Origin of the sequence: Rhodopila sp., from assembly GCF_035548235.1 — a bacterium.
Classification (GTDB): Bacteria; Pseudomonadota; Alphaproteobacteria; order Acetobacterales; family Acetobacteraceae; genus Rhodopila.
On the sequence record NZ_DASZTJ010000195.1, the window covers coordinates 1 to 19,026 of the forward strand.

At 67.1% G+C, this 19,026-nt stretch carries 15 protein-coding genes; 8 read left to right on the plus strand and 7 right to left on the minus strand.

Going from position 1 to position 19,026, the window contains the following annotated elements; genetic code table 11:
- Positions 1 to 1,568 (plus strand): MGH1-like glycoside hydrolase domain-containing protein (locus VHB27_RS16090; protein WP_408904010.1); only part of this gene is annotated, 1,568 nt, incomplete at its 5' end.
- 22 nt (positions 1,569 to 1,590) lie between these two features.
- Here VHB27_RS16090 and VHB27_RS16095 read toward each other — a convergent pair.
- Positions 1,591 to 2,763, minus strand: a complete 1,173-nt coding sequence (locus tag VHB27_RS16095) for a M20 aminoacylase family protein (RefSeq protein ID WP_325602265.1) — start codon at positions 2,761 to 2,763, stop codon at positions 1,591 to 1,593.
- A gap of 18 nt (positions 2,764 to 2,781) precedes the next feature.
- Complete coding sequence (locus tag VHB27_RS16100; protein ID WP_325602266.1) at positions 2,782 to 3,645, minus strand: SDR family oxidoreductase; 864 nt, start codon at positions 3,643 to 3,645, stop codon at positions 2,782 to 2,784.
- Between the two features lie 165 nt (positions 3,646 to 3,810).
- Between VHB27_RS16100 and VHB27_RS16105 the strand changes: the two genes are divergently transcribed.
- Positions 3,811 to 5,025 carry an ABC transporter substrate-binding protein gene (locus VHB27_RS16105; RefSeq protein WP_325602270.1) on the plus strand — a complete coding sequence of 405 codons (1,215 nt, stop codon included), beginning with the start codon at positions 3,811 to 3,813 and terminating at the stop codon, positions 5,023 to 5,025.
- A gap of 47 nt (positions 5,026 to 5,072) precedes the next feature.
- Here VHB27_RS16105 and VHB27_RS24805 read toward each other — a convergent pair whose 3' ends face one another.
- Positions 5,073 to 6,134 (minus strand): CHAP domain-containing protein, encoded by a 1,062-nt coding sequence (locus VHB27_RS24805; protein ID WP_408904011.1) that lies wholly within the window; start codon positions 6,132 to 6,134, stop codon positions 5,073 to 5,075.
- 187 nt (positions 6,135 to 6,321) lie between these two features.
- On the opposite strand from VHB27_RS24805, the gene kdsA reads away from it, so the two are divergent.
- The 3 genes from kdsA (at position 6,322) to VHB27_RS16125 (ending at position 9,847) form a co-directional block, all read left to right on the plus strand.
- Positions 6,322 to 7,158, plus strand: coding sequence for a 3-deoxy-8-phosphooctulonate synthase (gene kdsA, locus VHB27_RS16115; protein ID WP_325602271.1), 837 nt, complete (start codon positions 6,322 to 6,324; stop codon positions 7,156 to 7,158).
- 81 nt (positions 7,159 to 7,239) lie between these two features.
- On the plus strand, positions 7,240 to 8,154 hold the full coding sequence (locus VHB27_RS16120; RefSeq protein WP_325602272.1) for an SDR family NAD(P)-dependent oxidoreductase: 915 nt from the start codon (positions 7,240 to 7,242) through the stop codon (positions 8,152 to 8,154).
- A gap of 91 nt (positions 8,155 to 8,245) precedes the next feature.
- Complete coding sequence (locus VHB27_RS16125) at positions 8,246 to 9,847, plus strand: metallophosphoesterase family protein (RefSeq protein WP_325602274.1); 1,602 nt, start codon at positions 8,246 to 8,248, stop codon at positions 9,845 to 9,847.
- A gap of 16 nt (positions 9,848 to 9,863) precedes the next feature.
- Here the strand turns inward: VHB27_RS16125 and VHB27_RS16130 are convergent, their stop codons facing one another.
- Both VHB27_RS16130 and VHB27_RS16135 read right to left on the minus strand, forming a co-directional pair.
- Complete coding sequence (locus VHB27_RS16130; protein ID WP_325602275.1) at positions 9,864 to 11,396, minus strand: DHA2 family efflux MFS transporter permease subunit; 1,533 nt, start codon at positions 11,394 to 11,396, stop codon at positions 9,864 to 9,866.
- A 27-nt stretch (positions 11,397 to 11,423) separates the two neighbouring features.
- On the minus strand, positions 11,424 to 12,515 hold the full coding sequence (locus VHB27_RS16135; RefSeq protein WP_325602277.1) for an HlyD family secretion protein: 1,092 nt from the start codon (positions 12,513 to 12,515) through the stop codon (positions 11,424 to 11,426).
- A gap of 418 nt (positions 12,516 to 12,933) precedes the next feature.
- Here VHB27_RS16135 and VHB27_RS16140 point away from each other — a divergent pair, with 418 nt between their 5' ends.
- Together VHB27_RS16140 and VHB27_RS16145 are read left to right on the plus strand one after the other, a co-directional pair.
- Positions 12,934 to 13,716 carry a class II aldolase/adducin family protein gene (locus tag VHB27_RS16140; protein ID WP_325602279.1) on the plus strand — a complete coding sequence of 261 codons (783 nt, stop codon included), beginning with the start codon at positions 12,934 to 12,936 and terminating at the stop codon, positions 13,714 to 13,716.
- 252 nt (positions 13,717 to 13,968) lie between these two features.
- Positions 13,969 to 15,273: a tetratricopeptide repeat protein gene (locus VHB27_RS16145; protein ID WP_325602281.1), complete on the plus strand. Its 1,305-nt coding sequence runs from the start codon at positions 13,969 to 13,971 to the stop codon at positions 15,271 to 15,273.
- Between the two features lie 91 nt (positions 15,274 to 15,364).
- On the opposite strand, the gene VHB27_RS16150 is transcribed toward VHB27_RS16145, so the two are convergent.
- Positions 15,365 to 17,179, minus strand: a complete 1,815-nt coding sequence (locus VHB27_RS16150) for a TRAP transporter large permease subunit (protein WP_325602283.1) — start codon at positions 17,177 to 17,179, stop codon at positions 15,365 to 15,367.
- 11 nt (positions 17,180 to 17,190) lie between these two features.
- Positions 17,191 to 18,198 carry a TRAP transporter substrate-binding protein gene (locus VHB27_RS16155; RefSeq protein ID WP_325602285.1) on the minus strand — a complete coding sequence of 336 codons (1,008 nt, stop codon included), beginning with the start codon at positions 18,196 to 18,198 and terminating at the stop codon, positions 17,191 to 17,193.
- Positions 18,199 to 18,289: 91 nt separating this feature from the next.
- Between VHB27_RS16155 and VHB27_RS16160 the strand changes: the two genes are divergently transcribed.
- Positions 18,290 to 18,616 (plus strand): cupin domain-containing protein, encoded by a 327-nt coding sequence (locus VHB27_RS16160; RefSeq protein WP_325602287.1) that lies wholly within the window; start codon positions 18,290 to 18,292, stop codon positions 18,614 to 18,616.
- Positions 18,617 to 19,026 lie beyond the last annotated feature (410 nt).

Genomic DNA, 19,026 nt, shown 5'->3' on the forward strand with positions numbered 1-19,026 from the left:
TGCTGTGGTCGAAACAATTCTACCGCTTCGACATCCGGCGCTGGCTGGAGGGCGATCCGCTGCAGCCGACGCCGCCCGAAGCGCGCAAGCTGATCCGCAACACCGATTGGACCCACCTGAACAACCGCGAGATCATCACCATGCCGGATACCTGGGAATATCCCTGGTACGCGTCGTGGGACCTCGCGTTCCAGGCCGTGGTCTTCGCGCTGATCGATCCGGCCTTCGCCAAGGAACAACTGCTGATGCTGACGCATGAGTGGTACATGCATCCGAACGGCGCGCTGCCGGCCTATGAATGGGCGTTCGGCGACGTCAATCCGCCGGTGCATGCCTGGGCGGCCTGGCGTGTGTTCCGGATGGACGCGCGCCTGACCGGCAAGCCGGACATCCCGTTCCTGGAACAGGTCTTCCACAAGCTGATGATGAACTTCACCGGCTGGGTGAACCGCCAGGACGTCGAGGGACGCAACGTCTTCCAGGGCGGTTTCCTGGGCCTCGACAATATCGGCGTGTTCGACCGCAGCCAGAAGCTGCCGGTCGCCGGGCGGATCGACCAGTCCGACGGGACGTCCTGGATGGCGATGTATGCGCTGAACATGATGCGCATCGCCTTGGAACTGGCCGACCACAACCCGGTCTACGAAGCCACCGCCACCAAGTTCTTCGAGCATTTCCTGGCCATCGCCGAAGCGATGACGCAGCAGAACGGCCGCCACGGCCTGTGGGACGAGGCCGACCAATTCTACCACAACGTGCTGCAGCGCCCGGACGGGACGGCGATCCCCCTGCGGCTGTTTTCGCTGGTCGGGCTGTTTCCGCTGTTCGCCGTCGAGTTGATCGAACCGCACATGCTGGCGCACAGCACGGAATTCGCCCGTCGGCTGCAATGGGTGCTGGATCACCGCCCGGACCTTGCCGCCCTGGTCTCGCACTGGGAGGTCGAGGGCATCGGATCGCGCCGCCTGCTGTCACTGCTGCGCGGTCACCGGATGAAGGCGCTGCTGCGGCGGATGCTGAACGAGGCGGAGTTCTTGTCCCCCTACGGCATACGCAGCGTTTCGCAGGCGCATCGGGACCAGCCGTTCGTGCTGACGCTGGATGGGCAGACCTTCAGCGTCGGCTACGTACCGGGCGACAGCAACACGCGCGCGTTCGGCGGCAACTCCAACTGGCGCGGCCCGATCTGGATGCCGGTCAATTTCATGTTCATCGAGGCGCTGTATAATTTCCACCGATACTACGGCGATGATTTCCTGGTGGAGTATCCGACCGGATCAGGCGAGAAACTGACACTGCGGCAAATCGCCGATGCGCTGTCGGTGCGCCTGACGAAGCTGTTCCTGCGTGGTCCCGACGGGCGGCGGCCGGTCTTCGGCGACAACACGCTGCTGCAGACCGACCCGTATTTCCGCGACCACGTGCTGTTTTACGAGTTCTTCGACGGCGACACAGGCAAGGGGCTGGGCGCCTCGCACCAGACCGGGTGGACCGGGCTGGTGGCGCTGCTGCTGCAGGGGCGCATCGGCGAAGACCCGACGTCGATGGACATGCCGACGGGGGCCTGAGGGGCGGTTGATCGGCTGCGCGTTACGCTTTCGCCAACTGCTGCTCCACCAGCGTCGCCCACCAGGACGCGCCCAACGGCAGGACCTCATCGTTGAAGTCGTAGCGCGGGTGGTGCAGCAGCGGATCGTCCTCGCCGCGGCCGCTGCCCAGCATCAGGTAGGCGCCATCCTTGGCCTCCAGCATATAGGCGAAATCCTCGCCGCCCATGGTGGGCGCGCGCATCTGCTGCACGCGGTCCGTCCCGGCCACCGCGGTCGCGGCCTCCCTCGCCAGCACCGTGGCGTCGGCATCGTTGACCGTGGCCGGTGCGTGGCGGAAGAAGTTCAGCTCCGCCCTGGCGCCGAAGCTCTCGGCGATGCCGTTGACCAGGCGTTTCATGCCCGCCTCGATCTGGTCGCCGACCTCCGGCCGGTACCAGCGGGCGGTGCCCTTCATCACCACCCGCTCCGGCAGGATGTTATAGGCGTCGCCGCCGGTGATGCTGCCCACGGAAACGACCCCGCCCTCGATCGGCTCGATGTTGCGGGATACGATCGTCTGCAGCGCGCCGACGATGTGCGAGGACACGACGATCGGATCGACGCCCTGGTGCGGCGACGCGCCATGGCTGCCGCGCCCGGTGACGGTGATGTCGAAGAACGCCACCGCCGCCATCACCGGCCCGGTGCGCCACAGGAACGTCCCGGCCTTCGTCTCGGGCCAGTTGTGCAGGCCATAGACGTGGTCCATCGGGCAGCGGGCGAACAGGCCATCCTGCACCATCCGGTCGGCACCGCCCTCGAACTCCTCGGCGGGCTGGAAGATCAGGTAGACGGTGCCGTCGAAGTTCCGCGTCTCGGCCAGGTATTTCGCCGCGCCCAGCAGCATTGCGGTATGGCCGTCATGACCGCAGGCATGCATGACGCCCGGGGTCCGGCTGGCATGGGGAAGGCCCGTCTCCTCCTGGATCGGCAGCGCGTCCATGTCCGCCCGCAGCCCGATCGCCCGGTCGGACGATCCCGACCGGATCACGCCCACCACGCCATGGGTCGCCATGCCGTTGATGATCTCGTCAACGCCGAACGCGGCCAGCTTCTCGCGCACCATCGCCGAGGTCCGAGCTTCCTGCATCGAGAGTTCGGGATGGGCGTGGAGGTCACGCCGCCAGGCGGTCATGTCCTCGTGGAAGGCGGCGATACGGTTGATGATGGGCATGGCGAACTCCGGTGGCGCTCAGTCGTCCTGGGACACGGCGAACGTCAGCGCAAGCCCTTCCGCAAGCGAAATTGGCTCCACCGCGAGTTTTTCGCGCATCGCATCGATCGGGAAGGCCTTGTCCTCCAGCAGCCGCCGGATCTCGTCGGGCCGCACCGGCGGACGGGTCGTGACGTGCTGGGTCAACCTGGCCAGCAGGATCAGCGGCGGGGCGGGGAAGGGCAGGATGCGCGGCGGCGGCAGTCCGCAGGCCTCGGCGATGGCGCGGGCGAAGTCGACATAGGGCAGCGGCCGCGGCCCTGCGATCACCACGCTCTCCGCCACCGGCCACTCCCGCTCCAGCGCCGCTCGGATCGATCGGGTGACGTCCGACTGGTGGATCGGCTGCACCAGGAAGCGGCCGCCGCCGGGCAGGGGCAGGAAGGGCAGGCGGCGCATCAGGCCGGCGAGGCGCTGCACGTTGTCTTCCCCCTGCGCGCCATAGATCATCGTCGGGTGCAGCATCACGCCGCGCCGGCCGGAGCCCAGAAGCGCCGCCTCGCCGGCCAGCACGCCATTGCCGTGCGCGTCCGGCCAGCGGGTGAACTTGCGCGTGCTGCCCAGCAGGACCAGCGTCGCGTCTTCGGGCGCGGCGGCCAGGATCGCCGCGGCGTGGCGGGCGTGCGCGCAGGACACGATCCGCCGGGCGCCGGCCAGCGCGGCGCGCAGGGCATCGGGCTGGCGCAGGTCGGCGAGGCGCGGGGTGCCCCGCAGGTCGGTGGCGTGCCAGCGGGCGGCGTTGCGCACGACGGGCACGACCTCGATCCCGTCGCCCAGCAGCGAGCGGGACAGGGCCGTGCCGGACCGGCCGGAGGCGCCGATGACGAAGACTGGATCGGTCATGCAGCGGCAGAACGCACAGCGGGCGCGGCGACACAAGCATTTGGTTGACCGGATCGCCTCGTTCGCGGTTTGCTGCGCGCGGGTGAGGGACAACGAGCCCCGAGAGGCTTCGGGGCCAACAAGCTTCGGGACTGACAAAGTTTCGGGACTGGGAGAAACGTCAAGATGACCTTGCAACGACGCGCCGTGCTTGGCGCCGCCGCCAGCGTGCCTCTGCTGCGTCGCGCACGCGCGCAGACCAAGCCGGTGATCCGGATCGGGGTGATGAACGACCAGTCGGGACCGTATCGGGACGTGAACGGACCGACCAGCGTGATCTGCACCAAGCAGGCGGTGCAGGAGTTCGCCGCGCACGGCTTCGACGTCGAGGTGATCGACGCCGACCACCAGAACAAGCCCGATGTCGCGGTGTCGCTGGCGCGCGAATGGTTCGACCAGCGCGGTGTCGACATCATCATGGACATTGCCGCGACCTCGTGCGCGCTGGCGCTGGCCTCGCTGGTGAAGGCGAAGGACAAGATCATGATCGCCACCAGCACGGCCTCCTCGGACGTGACGGGCAAGGCCTGTACGCCGAACTCGATGCACTGGTCCTTCGACACCTACATGGAGGCTCGGTCCACCGGCGGCGCCATGGTCAAGGCGGGCGGGGATTCCTGGTATTTCATCACGCCGAACTATGCGTTCGGGGAAGCGACGCAGCGGGACACCACGAAATTCGTGCTGGGCGGCGGCGGCAAGGTGTTGGGGGCGCAGGTCTACCCGTTTCCGGAGACGACGGACTTCTCGTCCTATCTCGTCCAGGCGCAGGCGTCAGGCGCCAAGATCCTGGGCATCTGCGGGGCCGGCGCGGACCTGATCAACGTGATCAAGCAAGCGCATGAGTTCGGCTTGTCCAAGACGATGAACGTCGCCGCGATGGTCGCCTATACCACCGACATGCACGCCATCGGGATCGAGATGGCGCAGGGCACGCGCCTGTCGGAAACCTATTACTGGGACCTGAACGAGCGGACCCGGGCCTTCCAGAAGCGGATCCAGCCGAAGGTGACGCTGTGGCCGAACATGGCGCAGGCGGGGAACTACTCCTGCACGCTGCATTACCTGAAGGCGGTGCAGGACATGGGCGCGGCCGAAGCGAAGCGCAGCGGTGCGGCGACCACGGCGCGGATGAAGGCGATGCCGACGGACGACGACTGCTTCGGCCCCGGCACGATCCGCGCGGACGGGCGCAAGCTGACCCCGGCCTATCTGTTCGAGGTGAAGAAGCCGTCCGAAAGCCGGCACGAATGGGATCTGTACAAGCTGATCGGCACGACGCCCGCCGACGAAGCGTTCCGTCCATTGTCGGAAGGTGCCTGTCCGCTGGTGAAGGCTTGAGAACGGGCGGACGCTGATGCCCGCTTCCGATGTGGTTTCAGGCCTGATTACCGCTGGACGCGCGCCGCGGTCGCGCTGGTCCGCAGGTCGACCCGCTGCGGCTTGGCCGCAGGCGACTCGGCCACTTCCTCATAGGTGTGCCAGGGGCGTTCCGCCGCCGGGCGCAGGTCGGACGGGACGGGGTTGATGCGGGCCTGCGGCGCCGGGCGGGTCACGCTGGCCGTGACGATGCCGCCGCTCCGATCCGGCCGGTTGTAGATGAAGCCATAGGTCGGATAGACGGAGCCGAAGTCGCCGCCACGGCCAAGCTCGACCCGGACCGCCGACCAGTTGTTCGCTTCCGATACGTCGACCACGGCGACATCGTGGGACACGCCGTTGCGCATGCCGGCGACCGGCCAGTTGGCCTGGTCGACCATGACTTCCCGCGCGTTGACGACCTTGGTGACGACGGCGACATGACCGAGCGGCATGCGCTTGTTGGCGCGGAAATTAAGGACGCTGCCGGCTTCGGGGCGGTCGCCGCGGGCGTATTCACCGGCCGCATTCTCCCACCATTGCCAGGCGTTGCCGGCGACGGTGATGCCGGAGACCTGGCGCGCGTACGGCACGCAGGAGATACCCCAGCTATGTCCGCCTGAGCGGTGGAGCAGGCGTCCCTTGGCCATCGCCTCGCGATAGATCGGATGACGGGCGCCGTGCGACGACGGACCGCGGTAGCTGCTGGCGTGGACGGTTGGGGCGATTTTATGGACCTGATGTTGGCCTGCTTTTTGCACGGTATGCGCTTTATGCAGGTCCTTGGCGTGGGAAAACGCCGGAAACGAGAACAGGAGAGCCGAACCCAGGAGGCAAGCTTTTGATCCTGTTCCGAATAACCGCATTGATCCCCGCCCCTTTTGGTCTTCAAACCGTGTTTGCGGTAACAGCAGGGTTGCAATGCTGACAACCCTCCGGGGTGCAATTTTCCACACATCAACGAATTTCATCGAATTAATGGTGCATAGGAGGTCAAAATTTAGGACTAAAAACATATTCACCCTGAGTTGACTGGACTGTCTTATTGAAAACACACTGGCTGTGGCAATTTTGCACCTATGTTGACACATCCGGTCACGTTTTGTGTTAACGCAGAGCGGTTTTCCGGCATAAAATTTGTTGCAAATTCTTCCAACCAGACAGTGCGCCCGCGGAAAACGGCCTCAAACCCCCAAAACCCGCCGTACCGCCGCGCTTGACCCTCGGCCAACCTTCCGACAAGCACACCGCGTTGCAGCAATGCCATAAGGTGCCACGATGACCGCCAACACCCCGCGAATCGTCAGGGTCTCGGGAATCGAGATCGCCAACGACCGTCCCTTCGTGCTGATCGCCGGCCCCTGCCAGATCGAGTCGCGCGGCCATGCGCTGGAGGTCGCGGCGGCGCTGAAGGCCATCTCGACCCGCACCGGCGTGCCCGTCATCTACAAATCCAGCTTCGACAAGGCCAACCGCACCAGCGCCTCCGCCGCCCGAGGCGTCGGTATCGAGGCAGGGCTGTCGATCCTGGCCGAGGTCCGTTCCGTCACCGGCATGCCGGTGCTGACCGACGTCCACACCGCCGAACAATGCGCCCTGGCCGGGCAGGCGGTGGACGTGCTGCAGATCCCCGCCTTCCTGTGCCGCCAGACCGACCTGCTGATCGCGGCCGGCGAGACGGGGAAGGCGATCAATGTGAAGAAGGGCCAGTTCCTCGCACCGTGGGACATGGTGAACGTCGCCGCCAAGATCGCCGGGACGGGCAACCACGACATCCTGCTGTGCGAGCGCGGGGCCAGCTTCGGCTACAACACCCTGGTCAGCGACATGCGCGCGCTGCCGATCATGGCCCGCACCGGCTATCCGGTGGTGTTCGACGCGACCCATTCGGTGCAGCAGCCGGGCGGGCAGGGCACGTCCTCGGGCGGGCAGCGGGAGTTCGCGCCGGTGCTGGCGCGCGCCGCGCTGGCCGTCGGCGCCGCCGCGGTGTTCATCGAGACCCATCCCGATCCCGACCGCGCCCCTTCGGACGGCCCGAACATGATCCCGCTGCGGGAGATGGAGGCGCTCATCACGCGCCTGGCCGCCTTCGACCGCCTCGCCAAGCAGCCCTGACGGATCGATCTTGATCCCTCGACCTTGACGCGTTTGGGGCCGCGACGCACACCCGCCGAGACAGAGCGGAAGGATGCGCGCATGGCGGGGATGATGGACGGCAAGGTCGCGGTCGTGACCGGCGCGGGCGGCGGCATCGGGCGGGAGATCGCGCTGATGATGGCCGCCGCCGGCGCCAGGGTGATCGTCGCCGATATCGGCGCGACCCTGACCGGCGAGGGCGGGTCGACCACGCCGGCCGAACAGACCAAGGCGCTGATCGAGCAGCGCGGCGGCGCGGCCGAGATCTGTACCGAATCAGTCGCGGCCTGGGGGTCTGCCCGCAAGATCATCCAGGCGGCCTTGGATCACTACGGGCGTATCGACGCGGTGGTGAACAACGCCGGCATCCTGCGCGACGGCATCTTCCACAAGATGACCGAAGACGACTGGCTGTCGGTCATCTCGGTCCACCTCAACGGCAGTTTCTTCGTCAGCCGAGCGGCGGCGGAGCATTACAGGAAGCAGGAGAGCGGGACGTATGTGCATATGTCGTCCACCTCCGGCGTGATCGGCAATGTCGGGCAGGCGAATTACGCAGCGGCGAAGCTGGGGATCACCGCGCTGTCGAAATCGATCGCGCTGGACATGGCGCGCTACAACGTGCGGTCCAACTGCATCACGCCGTTCGCGTGGAGCCGGATGACGTCCTCGATCCCGACCACGACGCCGGAGCAGAAAGCGGCGGTGGAGAAGCTGCAGAAGATGACGCCGGACAAGAACGCGCCGATGGCGGTGTTCCTGTCTTCGGACGCGGCGGCGGGGGTTTCCGGGCAGGTGTTCGGGACGCGGATGAACGAGATCTACCTGTTCAGCGCGCCGCGGCCGATCCGGATGATCCAGAACGCCGAGGGCTGGACGCCGGAAAGCATCGCCGCGATCGCCGCCCCGGCGCTGAAGGCCGGCTTCATGCCGCTGGACACGTCGGAGGAGGTGTTCGGCTGGGACCCGGTCTGAAACCGGATCGACCCCAACTGTCATCGAACTGAGATTGTCCTGAACCTGGTCGTGTTGCACCAGCAAGCTTCCGACAGCGCGGGACCATTTCATGACCAACGACCGGACGGCCAGTGACCAGCGGGACGCCGATCTCGAACTCAGCCGGCGGCGGCTGCTCTTGGCCGCGGGCATAGGATCGCAGGTCCTGGCGGCGGCGTCCTTTGGCGGCGCCGAGGCCGCCGAACGTCCGGTGCCCGCGCCGGCCGGCGCGCCCACGGTCGCGGGTCTGCACCTGCAATTCGGGGCGGACGCATCGTCCGAGGTCACGGTGTCCTGGCACACGCTGGCGCCGGTACACAATCCGCGGGTCGTGCTGGGCCATCCCGACGGCAGGTTCGAGCAGATGGTCCATGCCGGGCCCTCCAGCTATACGGACGCGAAATCGAAGCAGGTCGTCTATGCCTGGCATGCGAAGATCGGCCGCCTGCGCGCCAACACCGAATACATGTATCTGGCCGTTCACGACGGCGCCGCCCCGGAGTTCGGCACGTTCAGGACATCGCCGCGCGGCCGCGCGGCCTTCACTTTCACCAGCTTCGGCGATCAGGGGACGCCGACCGTCGGCAAGAAATTCGTGCCGCCGCCGGGCGTGACGCTGCCCGCCCCCGTCTTCGTCAACGACAATCTCGGCTCACCCGCCGCGGGCGATACCACGCTCGGCGTCGAGCAGTTGCGGCCGTTGTTCCACCTGTTCAACGGCGACCTGTGCTATGCCAATCTCGCCGCTGACCGGGTGCGGACCTGGTGGGATTTCTGGGCAAACAACACGCGCAGCGCACGCAATCGCCCCTGGATGCCGTCGCCCGGCAATCATGAGAACGAACTGGGCAACGGCCCGATCGGATACCAGGCCTACCAGACCTACTTCTCGGTCCCGGAAGCGGCGGGCCAGACCGATGTGACGCGCGGCCTCTGGTATGCCTTCACCGCCGGTTCGGTGCGCGTGATCAGCATCGCCAATGACGACGTCGCCTACCAGGACGGCGGCAACTCCTATGTCCGCGGATATTCCGCGGGCGCGCAGAAAGCGTGGCTGGAGAAGGAACTCGCGGCCACGCGGGCGAACCGCGACATCGACTGGATCGTCGTGTGCATGCACCAGGTCGCGATCTCGACGGCCGACAAGTTCAACGGCGCGGACCCGGGCATCCGGGAGGAGTGGGTGCCGCTGTTCGACAAATACAACGTCGACCTCGTGGTCTGCGGACACGAGCATCATTACGAGCGTTCCCATCCCATCCGGGGTCATGAGACGAACCGCACCCTGACGCCGAAGCCGGCGGCGACCGCCATTGATGTCATCGATACGACCAAGGGAACGGTGCATATGGTGATCGGCGGCGGCGGGACCTCGGTGCCGTCGAACGAGTTGTTCTTCAACCCGCCGGCGTGCCGGGTGATCGTGTCGGTCGGGGCGGCGCCCGACCCGGCGACAGGGAAGCGGTCACCCGTCTACGTCAAGGAGGACGCGCCCTGGTCGGCGGTCCGGAACGCTGCGCACGCCTACGGTTTCGCGGCATTCATGGTCGATCCCGGATCGAAGCCCGGCGGGTTCACCACGATGAAGGTCGTCTACTACGACGTGGTGGGGCCGGGCGGCCAGTTGGCCGAATTTGAAACCTTCACGCTGCGGCGCCCGCGCCGGGACTAGCGGACTTGTACCGGCATCAGTCCATCACCGCCGCATGCTCCGTATCCCCGCCGCGGGCCGTCGCCGCCGGCCGGCGCATCAGGAACAGGAGAAGTAACATCGGCAACGACATCAGCATCATCACCTTCCAGTCGTTGTTGTAGGCGATGATCTCCGCCTGCCGGGTGACCATGCCGTTCATCAACTGCGCCCCCCGCTCCGTCATCGGCGACAGCACCGCCGCCGCGCCATCGAACGCTCGGTTCAGAGGCGTAACGTATCCGGACAGCACGCTGTGCTCGACCTGGGTGTTGCGGACCACCAGCGCCTCGGTGACCGAGATGCCGATCGCGCTGCCGACGTTGCGCGTCAGGCTCAGCAGCGCGGTGCCTTCGGTCCGCAAGGCCGGCTCCAGCGTCGCGAAGGCGATCACCTGCAGGGGAATGAAGACGAAGCCCAGGCCGGCGCCCTGCAGGATGGTGTTGAAGACCATCGTCGTCTGGGACACCGCCGGGGTCCATTCCGTCATGCGGTACAGGCTCCAGGACAGGATCACGACGCCGAAGCCGATCAGCAGCCGCGGGTCCATCCGGTTCGACAGCCGCCCGGCGATCAGCATCGCCGCCATCGTGCCGAACCCGCGCGGCGCCATGATCAGCCCCGCCGTCTCCACCGGGTAATTGCCCAGGTCCTGCAGCCAGGGGGCCAGCAGGGCCGACACCGCCAGCAGCACCATGCCGACGGCGAACATCACCAGAAGCCCGGCATTGAGGTTGCGGTCCTTGAAGATGCCGGGCGTGATGAACGGCTTGGCCTCGGATGTCAGCATGTGCACGAAGAACAGGTAGAACCCGAGGCCGGCCAGCGTTGCCTCGACGATGATCTCGTACGAACCGAACCAGTCCTTGGTCTGGCCCCGGTCCAGCATCAGCTGCAGCGCGCCGATGCCGACCGCGAACACGGTGAAGCCGGTCCAGTCGAAGCGCAGCCCTTGCGTCGGTTCGGTCTTCGGCAGGAACGCCGCCATGCCCGCCGAGGCCAGCAGGCCGAACGGCAGGTTGACGAAGAAGACCCAGCGCCAGTTGTAGATCTCGGTCAGGTAGCCGCCCAGCGTCGGACCCAGGATCGGGCCGACCATCACCCCCATGCCCCAGATCGCCATCGCCGATCCGCGCTTCTCGACCGGGTAGATGTTCAGCATCGTCGATTGCGACAGCGGCACCAGGGCGGCGCCGAACACGCCCTGCAGCAGGCGGAACAGCACCATCTCCCCCAAAGACCCGGCAACGCCGCACAGCATGGAGGCGGCGGTGAAGCCCAGCATGGAGATCAGGTACAGCCGCTTCAGGCCGAAGCGGTTGGCCAGCCACCCGACCGGCGCGGTCATGATCGCGGCGGCGGTGATGTAGGAGGTCAGCACCCAGGTGATCTGGTCGGAACTCGCGGCCAGGCTGCCTTGCATATAGGGCAGCGCGACGTTGGCGATGGTCGAGTCCAGCGACTGCATCAGCGTCGCCATCATCGCGCACACCGTGATCAGGCCGCGATGCGGAACGGTTTCGTGGTCCATCAGAACGGGTCCGTCAGAACAGGCCCCTCAGAACAGGTCCGAGAGGCTCCGGGCATGGCCGGTGTCGATGTCGATATCGGCGCTCATGCCCGCGCGCATCGGGGGATCGCCGGGCTTCAGGTCCAACCGCACGCGCACCGGGATGCGCTGCACGACCTTCACCCAGTTGCCCGAGGAATTCTCGGCCGGCAGCAGCGAGAAGTTCTGGTCGGTCGCCGGTGCGATGCTCTGCACCGTGCCCTTGAAGGTGCGGTCCGGATAGATGTCGAACGTGACATCGACCGGGTCGCCGGCCTTGGCATGGGTCAGTTGCGTCTCCTTCGGCTGCGCCTCGACCCAGACATGATCTGTGGAGACGAGACCGAAGGCCGCAGTGCTGGCGCCGAGGTACATGCCGAGCTGGAGCTTGTTCACCTGGGTGACGATGCCGTCATAGGGGGCGCGGACGACGGAGTGGTCCATCTCGCGCTTCGCCTCGTCCAGCCGCGCCTGGGCCTGCTTATAGGACGGCATGTCTTCGACCCTGGCGTCCGGGTTGCCGTCCAGCTTGGCGAGCTGCGCCCGCGCCTGTGCCTCGGCCGCGCTCAGCGCCTGCTGGTCGGCGGCCAGCTTATAGCGGGCATCGTCGGTTTCCTGCTGGGTGACGGCGTGGGACTTCACCAGGGCGGCGTAGCGGTCATAGGTCGCCTGGTCGGCATTGACCTGCTGGCGGCGGGAGTCGGCGTTGCGTAGCGCCGCCTGGTAGTCGGCCTTCTCCGACTCGATGTTCAGCCGCGTCTGCGCGAGGTCGGCCTGGGCGTTGTCCAGCGCGATGCGGAACTTCTGCGGGTCCAGCGTGAACAACACCTGGCCCTTCGCCACCGCCTCGCCCTCGTGCACGGGGATCGAGGCGACGATGCCGGACACGTCGGTGGAGACGGTCATGCTGTCGGCCTGGACATAAGCGTCGTCGGTATCGACCCAGCGTCCGCCGGCCAGCCACCAGGCGCCGCCGCCGACGACCACGGCGATGACGCCGCCGGCCATCAGCGTCCAGCGAACCAACTTGCGGCGCGACCGGGCGCCGGCGCGCGGACGGTCGGCGACATCGTCGCGAAATCGGGAGACGGCTTGGGACATGGGAATGGACGAATCCGATCGTATGAATAGCTGATCGTAAGCTAGCTTCTTATCGGCGCCTCGCAAGCTCAATCTGCATGCGCCAGACGGGGGCCTCGGCTGCGATGGGAGCGGGGCCGATCACGTGAAGAATTCGTAGGATTCCTGGGCATGACGGTCCGGTTCCGCTGCCGAACGGCATGCCCGAAAAGGGTGTCCGATGGGGCGGCCGGCGAGGTGCCGGTGGGGGCTCTGGTGGGAGCGCCGGCAGGCGGTCGTCGGCGTCCGTTTCCCCAATCGACCGGCCCTGCGGCGACGGGGCGACCGGTACGGCCCGAACCGGCCTGCGACGCCCGGATCGGAACGACCGTGCCGGGTTCCGGTTGACCTCATGGCAACGGCGGCGGAACATGATGTCCAGACAAAGGAGCAGACACCGATGCCGCTGGAATCCGTCGAAACCGCCGAACTCAGCCTGTCGGATGCGCGCTGGCAGGCCCGCGTCGACCTCGCCGCCGCGCATCGGCTGGCGAACATCCATGGCTTCAACGAAGGTATCTTCAACCACTTCACCCTGCGCGTGCCGGGGACGGACGACCGCTATTACCAGATCCCGTTCGGCACCCATTGGTCGGAGGTGACGGCCTCCTGCTTCATGGAGATCGCCTATGACGGCACCCGGATCTCCGGCGAAGGGGAGGTCGAGCGTTCCGCCTATTGCATCCATGCGCCGATCCACCGGCTGAATCCCAAGGCCGCGGCTGTGTTCCACACGCATATGCCCTTTGCCTCGGCCCTGGCGCGGCTGGAGGACCAGAGCATCCTGCCCATCGGCCAGACCGAGCTGGGGACGATGCTGCACACCGCCTATGACGACACCTATACGGGTCTCGCCTTCGACCCGGCCGAGGGTGAGCGCCTGGCCGGCGTGATCGGCGACAAGACCGTGCTGATGATGGCCAACCACGGCGTCGCGACGGTCGGCCAGACGGTGTCGGAAGCGTATGACCGTCTGTATTACGTGGAGCGCGTGGCGCAGGTGCAGCTCTACGCGATGTGGACGGGCCGTCCGCTGAAGGTCCTGCCGCAGACCGTCATCGATCACACCATCAGCAGCTTCAAGAACAGCTACGTCGCCTATGGCGGCAAGCCGAACCACTGGTGGCATTTCGAGGCGCTGAAGCGGATGCTGGACCGCAAGGAGCCGGACTACAAGGACTGACGGGTGCAGCCCCCGTCCTGGTGGGCGGTGGGCTGGATCGGCGCCCATCGTCATGGCGGGCAGAGGCCCGCCATCCACGCCTTATCTGCTCCCGGCACCGCAAGTCGTGGAGGGTCGGGCCAAGCCCGACCATGACGCGGAAGAGAGCGGAGGGAGCAGAGGCGCAAAAGAGCAGAAGGGGCAGCCCGGTCCTTCCATCCCTGCCCGATGATGACGTAGGTTCGCGGAAAGACCCGTGGGAGGGCTTCCGAGATGCTGGCCGATGCTGACGGCCTGGCTTTGTCCACGACTTCCGCCGCCGCGCGCGACGCCTATGTGCAGGGCTGCGACCGGCTGCTGACCTTCTATCCGGGAGAGTTCGCCGCGCTGGACCGCGCCATCGCGGCCGATCCGCGCTTCGCCCTGGCCCATGCCGCCAAGGCGCAGATGCTGATGCGCCAGGGCAACGGCCCGGCAGCACGGGAGGCGCTGGCCGCCGCCAAATCGACCGCCGAAGGCCTGACGGCGCGGGAGTCCGGGCATGTCGCCTTTCTCGACCTGATGCTGTCCGGCCGGAACCAGGATGCGATCGCCGCCCTGCAGGCGCATCTGGAGGCCTGGCCGCGCGACCGCCTTGTCCTCAGCACCGCGTCGAACCCTAACGGCCTGATCGGCAGTTCCGGCCGGCTCGGACAGAAGCGCCAGATCGCCGCGCTGATGGACCGGCTGGCCCCGCATTACGGCGATGACCCTTGGTTCCTCGCGCAGCATGCCATGGCCCTGTCGGAAGACGGACGGCGGGCGGAAGCGCGCCCCAGGATCGAGAAATCCGTCGCGCTGCGGCGCGAGAACGCCCACGCCGCGCACGGCTTCGCCCATCTCTGCTACGAGGACGGCGACCCCGACACCGCCCGCACCTTCCTGTCCGGCTGGCTGGCGGACTATCCCCGCGACGGGTTCTTCCATGGCCACCTGAGCTGGCACCTCGCGCTGGAGGAACTGGAGGTCGGCAACTTCGACGACGCGTTCCGGCTGTACCGGGAGGCGATCGCGCTGGACCGGCACAGCGGCGGGCCGCAGCAGAAGATGTCCGATGGCGCCGCTTTCCTGTGGCGCTCGGAACTGGCCGGCGCGCCCCGCGACCGGACGGCCTGGCAGGCGCTGCACGACTTCGCCCGCGCCACGCTGCTGGCCCCGCGCAACGGGCTGGAGGACCTGCACGTGGTCCTAGCCCAGGCCGTCATGGGCGACGACGACGGCATGGCCGATCGGGTGCGGCGGATGGAGGAGTTGACTCGGGAAGGCCGTTACGCCCCCGGTCCCTACCTGCCGGCCCTGGCGCGCGCCTTCGCCGCATTCGAGCGGCAGGATCACGCCGCCGCGATCGACGCGCTGGAACCTTTCGCCGACGAAAGCGAACGCATCGGCGGCAGCCGCGCGCAGCACGACATCGTGGAGTTCACGTTGCTCAAGGCCTATCTCAACGCCGACCGGCCCGGGGACGCGCGGCGTCTTCTGGCGCGGCGGCGTCCGGGCCCGGTCGGGATCCCGGTGGCCGGCGCCGCGACGGTGCATTGATCCTTCGGCGTCAGCTACAAGCGGCGTTGGCCGCGCCCTTGCCCGTCATGACCCGGTCGAACCGGCCCATGACGGGAAAGGCGGGTACCGGCTACAGGAAGCCGGTGCTGAACCAGGGCACCGTCGCGACGACGATCAGCCCCGCCAGCACCGCCAGCAGATACGGCCAGATCCGCCGCATCGCTGCGTCCGGAGACACCCGCCCGATCGCACAGGCGGCGTAATACCCGACGCCGAAGGGCGGCGCGAACAGCCCGATCCCCATCGCCAGGATCACCACCATCGCGTAGTGGACCTCGTGGATGCCGACCATCCGAGCGGAGGGGAACAGCAGGGGGCCGAACAGGACGATGGCGGGGATGCCCTCCAGGACGGACCCCAGCACCACGAATGCCAGGATCGACACTGCCATGAACCCCGCCGAACCGCCGGGCATCGCCGCCATCGAGGCGGCCAGCTGCCGCGAGAACCCCGACTGCGTCAGCGCCCAGGCCATGCCCGTTGCCGTGCCGATGATCAGCAGGATGGCGCCCGACAGCGCCGCCGTCTCGACCAGCATCGGGTAGAGTCGGCGCAGCGGGAACTGGCGGTAGACCAGCAGTCCCACCAGCACGGCATAGACGATGCCGATCGTGGAGACCTCGGTCGCCGTCGCCACCCCCTCGATCACCGCTGCTCGGATCAGGAACGGCAGCACCAGGGCGGGCAGGGCGACCACGAATGCCTTGCCGATCACCGGCCAGGGTGGACGGCCGACGCCGGACAGGTTTTCGTTCCGGCTGCGCCAGCGGGCAATGACGGCCAAGGCCAGCGCCAGCACCAGGGCGGGCATCATGCCGGCGGTGAACAATGCGGCGATCGACACGCCCGTCACCGATCCGATGGTGATCAGCACCAGGGACGGGGGGATGGTCTCGCTCATCGCGCCGGAGGCGGACAACAGCGACACCAACTCCCCCTCATGGAAGCCGCGCCGCTTCATCTCGGGGAACAGCACCGGCGCCACCGCGGCCATGTCGGCGGCCTTCGACCCCGAAATGCCGGACACCAGGTACATCGCCCCCAGCAGCACATAGGACAGCCCGCCGCGTACATGGCCCAGCAGCGCCGAGAGGAAGGCGACCATCGCGCGGGCCATGCCGGTCATCTCGATCAGCAGGCCCAGGAACACGAACAGCGGCACGGCGAGCAGGATCAGGGAGCTCATGCCCTCATCCATGCGGGAGACGACGATGGTCAGCGGCGTGCGGGTCAGCGTCGCCAGGTAGGCGAGGGTCGCGAGGCCGAAGGCGAAGCCGATCGGCACCGACAGCAGCACGCCCGCGCCCAGCAGCAGGACGAAGAACAGCACCAGGTTCCAGTTGCCCAGGCCACGCAGCCAGGGGGCGCCGAAGTGCAGTGCCGCCGCGGCGGCCGCGACGACCAGCACGCCCAAGGCCGCGTCGCGCCATCCCAGCCGGCCCAGCCGCAGCAGCGCCGTGACCACCATCATTGCCGATCCGACAGTGATCGCCGCCACCCGGAACGTGTCGTGCAGGTTCAGTGCCGGCGACTGGATCCACCACTGCTCCGACGCGTAGTCCCAGGCCGAGGGCAGCAGCATCAGCAGGAACACCGCAACCGCCGCTGAGGCCAATGCCTCGGCGCGGGCGCGTCCGGCCGGCGAGAAGCCGGCGACCACGGCGGTCAGCCGCATGTGCTCGCCGCGCTGCAGGGCGATGACGCTGCCCAGCATGGCCAGCCACAGGAACAGGATCGACGCCAGTTCATCCGACCAGATCAGCGGCGCATGGAAGACGTAGCGGGCGCAGACGCCGGCAAAGAGGACCACGACCTCCACCACCACCAAGATGGCGGCAGGGATTTCCGCCGCCAGCCGCAGCGCCCGTTCGGCGCGTGGGATCAAGCCGGATCGGCTCAAGACAGGGTGCCGACCTCGGATTCGAGGATGCCCCAGGCTTCGTCGCCGTATTTCTTCTTCCACTCGGCATAGAAGCCGGCGGATTTCAGCGCGGCGCGGAAGGCCGGCTTGTCGACCTCGATGAATTGCAGCCCCTTGGACTTCAGGTCGTCGGCGACCGAGTCGTTCAGCTTGGCGATGTCCGCCCGCTCATCCAGCGCCGACTTGTTCAGCTCCGTGGCGACGATCTTCTGGATGTCGGGCGGCATTGACTGGAAGCCGCGCTTGTTGGCCAGCATCCAGAACCCGTCCCACATATGGCTGGTCATGGAGCAGTATTTCTGCACTTCGTACAGCTTGGCGATCTGGATCAGCGACAGCGGGTTCTCCTGCCCCTCGGCGATCTTGGTCTGCAGGGCGGAGTAGACCTCGGCGAAGTTGATGCTGATCGGGGAGGCGCCGAGCGCCTGGAACATCGAGGTCCAGAGCGGCGAGACAGGTACGCGGATCTTGAAGCCCTTCAGGTCGTCCGGACCCTTGATCGCCCGCGTGGAGGACGTGATCTGGCGGAACCCGTTGTCCCAGATCTTGTCCATGGCGACCAGGCCGCGCTTGTCGATCTCGCCGCGGACATAGGCGCCGAGCTTGCCGTCCATGGCCTTCCAGACGCTGTCATAGTCCTTGAAGGCGAAGCCCACGCCATTGATCGAGGCAGCGGGCACCAGGGTCGACAGGATCAGCCCCGACAAGGTGAACAGGTCGATCGCCCCCGAACGGAGCTGCGACAGCATGTCGGTGTCGGAGCCAAGCTGGTTGTTGGGGAAGACCTGGATGTCGACGGCGCCGTTGGTGGCTTTCTTGATCCGCGCCGCCGCTTCCTGCTGGCGGACCGACTGCGGATGCGTCACCGGCGAGTTGTTCGCCAATTTCAGGGAAAAATCCGCTGCTCGGCTGGGGCGCGTGCCGATCGCGAACAGGGGCAGCGTGGCGCCGGCCAGCAGGGCGCGGCGGTTCAATGCGGGCATTGGGTTCCTTCGACGTTTCTCAGGAGGTGTTTGTCTTGCGGCGGCAAAATACCGACTGGCGGCTTCAAGGCAAGTGCGCGACGATGCGCCCATGACAGACAGCCCCTACCTCTTCACTGCCGCCCACCATCCCCTGCTGCAAGCCTCGGACAGGCTGAAGGTGCGGGAGGCGATGTCGCCGTTCGGCATCGCCCTGCGCTACCAGGAACGCGCGCCCGGCGGGCCGGAGTCAGGATGGTGCGAGACCGGACACTCGATCTTCATCCTGTCCGGGCGGATCCGCTATCAGTTCGACGGCCACACGGTCGAAGCCGGGCCGGGCGACATGCTGCACATCCCCGCCGGGCCGGAGCACCGGCACAAGCCGAGCGTCGTGGGAACGGACGTGGTGACGTATGTACTGACGGAGTTCGAGTGAGGGGCTTGCCGGTTCTCTGGCCGTTCGGGCCCGGCGGGCGGTAGGATAGGATCAGCGGCTATGCGGGATCGGCGCCGGTCCCGTCACGGCGGGCGACAACCCCCCGTCATGGTGGCGAAGTCGTACCATCCACGCCTTGCGCCTGCATCGACACCCGAAAGCGTGGATGACAGGCCTGCGCCTGCCACGACGGGTTGGTCATGGCAGGGCCGTTTGGCTACTTCTCCCCTGGTCGTTTTTCGTGACCTCCGCCGGGCGGAGGCGCGGCGTGCTGCTGCGGCGGTGGGCTGAAATGCTGCTGCGGCGGTGGGCTGAAATGCTGCTGCGGCGGCGGGTTGAAGTGCTGCTGCGGCGGCGGGTTGAAGTGTTGCTGCGGCGGCGGGTTGAAGTGTTGCTGCGGCGGCGGGTTG

Coding starts and splice junctions, on each gene's coding strand:
- VHB27_RS16095 (WP_325602265.1), bottom strand. CDS start 2,763: ATGCCCATCATCAACCGTATCGCCGCCTTCCACGAGGACATGACCGCC.
- VHB27_RS16100 (WP_325602266.1), bottom strand. CDS start 3,645: ATGACCGATCCAGTCTTCGTCATCGGCGCCTCCGGCCGGTCCGGCACG.
- VHB27_RS16105 (WP_325602270.1), top strand. CDS start 3,811: ATGACCTTGCAACGACGCGCCGTGCTTGGCGCCGCCGCCAGCGTGCCT.
- VHB27_RS24805 (WP_408904011.1), bottom strand. CDS start 6,134: ATGTGTCAACATAGGTGCAAAATTGCCACAGCCAGTGTGTTTTCAATA.
- kdsA (WP_325602271.1), top strand. CDS start 6,322: ATGACCGCCAACACCCCGCGAATCGTCAGGGTCTCGGGAATCGAGATC.
- VHB27_RS16120 (WP_325602272.1), top strand. CDS start 7,240: ATGGCGGGGATGATGGACGGCAAGGTCGCGGTCGTGACCGGCGCGGGC.
- VHB27_RS16125 (WP_325602274.1), top strand. CDS start 8,246: ATGACCAACGACCGGACGGCCAGTGACCAGCGGGACGCCGATCTCGAA.
- VHB27_RS16130 (WP_325602275.1), bottom strand. CDS start 11,396: ATGGACCACGAAACCGTTCCGCATCGCGGCCTGATCACGGTGTGCGCG.
- VHB27_RS16135 (WP_325602277.1), bottom strand. CDS start 12,515: ATGTCCCAAGCCGTCTCCCGATTTCGCGACGATGTCGCCGACCGTCCG.
- VHB27_RS16140 (WP_325602279.1), top strand. CDS start 12,934: ATGCCGCTGGAATCCGTCGAAACCGCCGAACTCAGCCTGTCGGATGCG.
- VHB27_RS16145 (WP_325602281.1), top strand. CDS start 13,969: ATGCTGGCCGATGCTGACGGCCTGGCTTTGTCCACGACTTCCGCCGCC.
- VHB27_RS16155 (WP_325602285.1), bottom strand. CDS start 18,198: ATGCCCGCATTGAACCGCCGCGCCCTGCTGGCCGGCGCCACGCTGCCC.
- VHB27_RS16160 (WP_325602287.1), top strand. CDS start 18,290: ATGACAGACAGCCCCTACCTCTTCACTGCCGCCCACCATCCCCTGCTG.